General features: G+C 64.5%; 1 protein-coding gene. It reads right to left on the bottom strand.

Translation table 11 applies throughout. From position 1 onward, the window contains the following. A partial coding sequence (locus DM816_RS40040; protein WP_211589064.1) for an FG-GAP-like repeat-containing protein occupies positions 1–4,982 on the bottom strand: 4,982 nt, incomplete at its 3' end. Positions 4,983–5,007 lie beyond the last annotated feature (25 nt).

Below are 5,007 nucleotides of genomic sequence, written 5' to 3' on the forward strand. Positions count from 1 at the left end.
GTTTCGGTGTGCAGCGGCCGGTAGCCGTCATCGAAGGCGGTGACCCGGGTGGTGTAGGCGTCGGTACCGACGTAGCGGGTCGACGACGTGAGTTGGCCTTTCATCACGGTGTCGTAGGTCCACTCGGCCATCACCGGGCCGGTGGCCGTGCCGTCGCGCTGCTTGGTTTTACGGCCGAGGTTGTCGTATTCGTAGACCAGGGTTTGGCTTCGGGCGTCGGTGGTGGAGGTGACCTGTCCGGCGTTGTCGTAGGTGGACGTGGAGGTGCCGGCATCCGGGTCGATGCTGGTGGTTTTGCGGCCGAGCAGGTCGTAGCCGTAGGTCCAGGTGTTGTTGCCCGGGTCGGTGACGGTAGTCAAGCGTCCGGCGTCGTCGTAGCCGTACAGGGTTTTGTTGAACGGGCCCGTGAAGTTGGCCGATGACTGGTGTTGCCGCTTCTCGATCACCCGGCCGCGGGCGTCGAAGATGTCTTGGGTGCGGGTACCGCCCTGCGGCGGGATGACGCTGACGCGGTCACCGTCGTAGATAGTGGTGGATTCGAAGTGCAGCACGTTGTTACGCCACAACTGATCCTTGATCCTGCGGCCGGCGGCGTCGTAAACATACCGGGTCTGCCGTTCCACATTGGTGTCGGCGAAGGACAGCAGTGTCGAGGAAGGTGCCGCGGCGTCGTTGTAGAAGATGCTCTGCTTGGTTTGCAGGCCACGTTTGTCGTACTGCAGGTCGGTGATGGCGCGTTTGCCGTCCTCGGTCACCGTCTGGGTCTGCCGTGGGCGTAGCAGGCCGTCGAACATCTCGTACGAGGCGATCTGGTTGCCGTTGGGGCCCAACACCTTCGACTCGACGAACGACGCGCTGGTGTCCGAGATGACGTAACGGTATTCGGCGTCCGGGGTGCCGCTGGTGGGGTGACCCGGTCGCCAGACTTTGATCAGCCGGCCGTTGGTGTCGTACTGGCCGGTGGTGGTCTTGCCGTTGGCGTCGACGATGGTGATCGGGGTGCCGCGGGCGGTGTCCAGGTTGGTGGTCAGCGTGTGGGTGGCGGGGTTGGTCACCTTGATCTGGGAGACCCGACCGGCGGCGTCATGGGTGTACGTGGTGGTGGTCTGGCGGCCGAGGGCGTCTTTGGTCCACAAGGGTCGGCCCCACTGGTCGAAGCCGGCCTCCCCAGTGGTGATGTAGGTCGGTGTGGTGCCGTTGTGGGATTTGGCCTGCTCGATCTTGGTTGCCAGCCCGCGGGTCGGTGCGGTGCCGAACGTCGTGGAGCCGTCGAAGAAGGTGCGGCTGTCCGCAACCAGATCACTGGGATATGCTGGTGTGGTGGCACAGGCCACGCCGACCGTTTCGCTGCGGGAAGCCTTGTCGACGATCCAGGCGGTGGTGTTGCGGGCATAGGTGACCCGAGTGCACAGATCATCGGATGCGGTGGCCACGTCGCCGAGGTCGTCGCTTCGGGTGGGCAGGCCATACACCGGGTCGAAGACGGTGGCGGTTTTCGTGGTACGCCACGTCGGCGTGGGCACGCTGACACCGTCGTTGGCGTCGTTGGTCAACAGGGTCTTGGTGGTGGTCGCCCCGGTGCGCACGAAACCGCCGCGGGTGGTCGGTGGGATGGCCCAGGTCGGTGTCGGCTTACGCAGGCTGGTCTGCTGCCACCACGGATCATGCACCGTCTTGCTCAAAGCCTGCACATTCGGGAAAACACCGATCGACACGATACGTTCACGCAGGAACCCGGCCAGATGGGCCTCGTCGAGAAGGACAGCGCCGTCGGAGGTGGTGATCGTGGCGTGGCGGTTGCCGTCACCCCAATCACCTTCAACCCGGTCACCGTGTATCCCCCGCATGTACAACGACGTGGTCCGCGACTGCTGGCCCGTATCTGTGCCGGTGGTGACGGTGACCGTGGAATAGCCGCGCCAGTTCGACCACGTGCGATACGCCTTACGGGTGCTGTAACGAGCCGCCGAGTTGAACCCCCACAACACCCCGGTCGACGACCCATCGGTCGAATAGGTGTAGCTGTGGGTGATGTCCGGTGAACCGCCCACCAGGTCGATCTCGACCACTTTGGACACCCGGTATTTGGACCACCAGGTCAGTTCCTCACCCTGTTTCTGCGGGAAACAACGCTGCGTGTTGTTATCCAGGTCGGGGGTGTTGGAAGTGCCGGCCGGGCAGTCGACCCCGTCATAGTAGACCTGGATGAGGCCGCCGGTGCCGTTGTGCAGGTTGGTGATCCGATACTTGTTGGCCGGCTGGGTGGTGGCCGCATCGAAGTGCGCCCGGTTGGCAAACCTCTCCCCCACGAACGTCACCTGCGGATCGGTCAGATGTGGTCCGGCACCGGATTTGCCGGTGTGGGTGACACGGTCCAGCCACAAAGATGGGCTGGTCGCATCATTGGTGGCCGGGTAGGCGTGGGCCAGCTCCCACCGGTCCACCTCCAGATAACTAGAAGACGCCGCATCGCGGGTCTGGGTGTACACGCCGACGAGCCGAAACGCGGTAAAGTACGACGGCGCCATGCTGTTGGGGCAGTTGGTGGTGCCGCACTGCAGATCCCACGGCGTGTCGTACCAGTTCTGCGACACCGGATCCGAATACCACGGTGTGCCCATCCAGCACGTGCCCCAGCACCGCTCCGCATACGCGAACCGCACAGCAGCCGGGGGCACCGCATCCGGACGCGACTCACGCGTCGCACCGCTGCCGGTACGGGTGCCGTACTCGATACGATCCAGATAGCCGCCCCGATCGTAGACGGCCACCGCGCCCGGGTTGTCGAACAGGCTGACGTTGTTGGTCTCCCGCGCATACCAGTACGACATGCTGTTGCCATGCACGTCCACGACATAGTCCAGATTCCACCGCCACGGCTGATGACACCACGACGACCCGAACGTGCCCGCGTCAAGGCACGGCTCAGCGGAATGATTGGCGAACACCGGCACCACCCACCGCGACGCCGTCTCACGGTCACCGGCCTGCCAGCCGGGCAACTTGTTACGGCCAAAATGATACTGCGTGCCATCGGCGGTGGTGACCTTCCACCACTCACCGTTACCGTCGTTGACCTGCTCCACCCGCGTCGCACCATCATCAGACGGCTTCCACACCCCGGTGGCGTCATCCAAAACCAGCTCCACCGACCGGCCATCGAGCACCATCGTCGCGTTCGGCAACCGCCAGCATTGGTCCTTGGACGCGTTGTAGTGCACCGGCCCGAACTGCGGCAAACCCGGCCTGCCCGTGCCCTGCCACACCCACATCGTCCCGCCGGTGTCCCGACCCACCAGATCATTGACCGTGTCACCGTCAAAGTCGGCAGCCAAAACGGTCTCCACAGTGGACCAACCGCTGGTGATCCACCCACCCCAACCCTTGGACACACTGCCCGGAGTCGACGTGTTCAAATGGACATACAACTCACCGGCCGAGGTGAACCCGCCGATATCCGGTTTACCGTCCCGGTCATAGTCCAACAGCGGCGCGAACCGGCTAAAAATCCCCCACCCGCCACCGAAGTTACGCGCGGTCACCACCGGCACCGCCCCCACCGCACCGGTCAACAGCCACACGAAGTAGGTGTCATTGTCCCGCCCGGTGATATCAACCCGGCCATCACCGTCGAAATCGCCGACGAAGAAATGCTGAACAGCACCCCAACCCGACGAAATCAACGACGACGTGCCCGAGATCGACACCGAACCAGACACCGACACATTCCGCCGGTAGCGCATCTCCCCCGCCGCGTTCACCCCCACAATGTCCGGCTTGCCATCACCGTCCACATCGGCCGGTGGCAGCATCCGGAACCCCGAAAACCCGGAAAGGGTCACCGGGGCGGCGAAAGTCGGCGCCGCGTCCGGGTTACCGCCAGAAGTGCGCCAGATCCACACACTCGACCCGTCAAACCCCACCAGGTCGGTACGGCCGTTACCGTCCACATCAGCCGGCCAAAACTCCGTAATCGTCCCCCAACCCGACGATATGAACGTCCCACCCACCTTCCTCGGGTCCCCCGGCACCGACGTATTGAAATTGATCCACATCTCGCCGGCCGACGTCACCCCCAGAAAATCCGGCCGCTTCGACCCGTCACCGTCGAAATCGGCCAACGGCACCAGTTTGGTGAACACATTCCAGCCACCCGCAAGCGACACCCGCTGCAACACATCCTGCTCACACGGCCGATACACCCGCTCAATGAAACTGCGCGACACCTCGCCGAACCCCTCACCCACCGTAGAGGTTTGCGAACCCTCAAACTCCGTCCGGCCATCCACCGACCCCGACGAATAACCCAACCCCACCGACGGCACCAAACCACCCGCCACCGGCGGCACCCCAACCGGATAAGACCACGTGAAATCCCCCGACTGCGTCCCCGCAGCCCACGACGACGCCTGCGTCAAATTCGTCCTGGCAAACTTCGCCGGATCCGACGCCACCGCCAACACCGTCGCCCCACCACCAGCATCAGCAGCCGCCGCATCATCACCCGCCTGCTGCCACACCCGCATCTGCCCCGCCGACCCACCAGCCCCACCAGCGCCAACAGGCACCTGACCCGACAACCGCGAACTGGCCACATCCGACCGCGACGACACCACCGGCGTCCCACGCCGGCACGCAGCAACCTGCGGCGTGGTCAACACACACGCCGGCATCAGCACCAACCGCAACCGCGACGCCCAATCACCCCCATAAGCACCCCCGAACCCCGAATAATCGATATCCAGCAACGCCTCACCAGCGGTCACATCACCATCAGCCCGCGACACCCGCAACAACAGACCATTCACCCCAGCAGCCTGCGCCGCCGCCCTGTCAAGCACCTCCACCCGCACCTGCGACACCACACCCGGCTCGTCAGCAGCCGCAGGCAACTCCTGACCAGCAGGCCCCCGCGTCGGCGGCCCCACCACCCCCGCCGCGTTCTCCCCCGCAAACGACTCCACCCCACCGGTCACACCCATGACCCCAGACACAGAGTCGGCCACC

The organism is Allorhizocola rhizosphaerae, from assembly GCF_003426775.1.
Taxonomy (GTDB): domain Bacteria; phylum Actinomycetota; class Actinomycetes; order Mycobacteriales; family Micromonosporaceae; genus Allorhizocola; species Allorhizocola rhizosphaerae.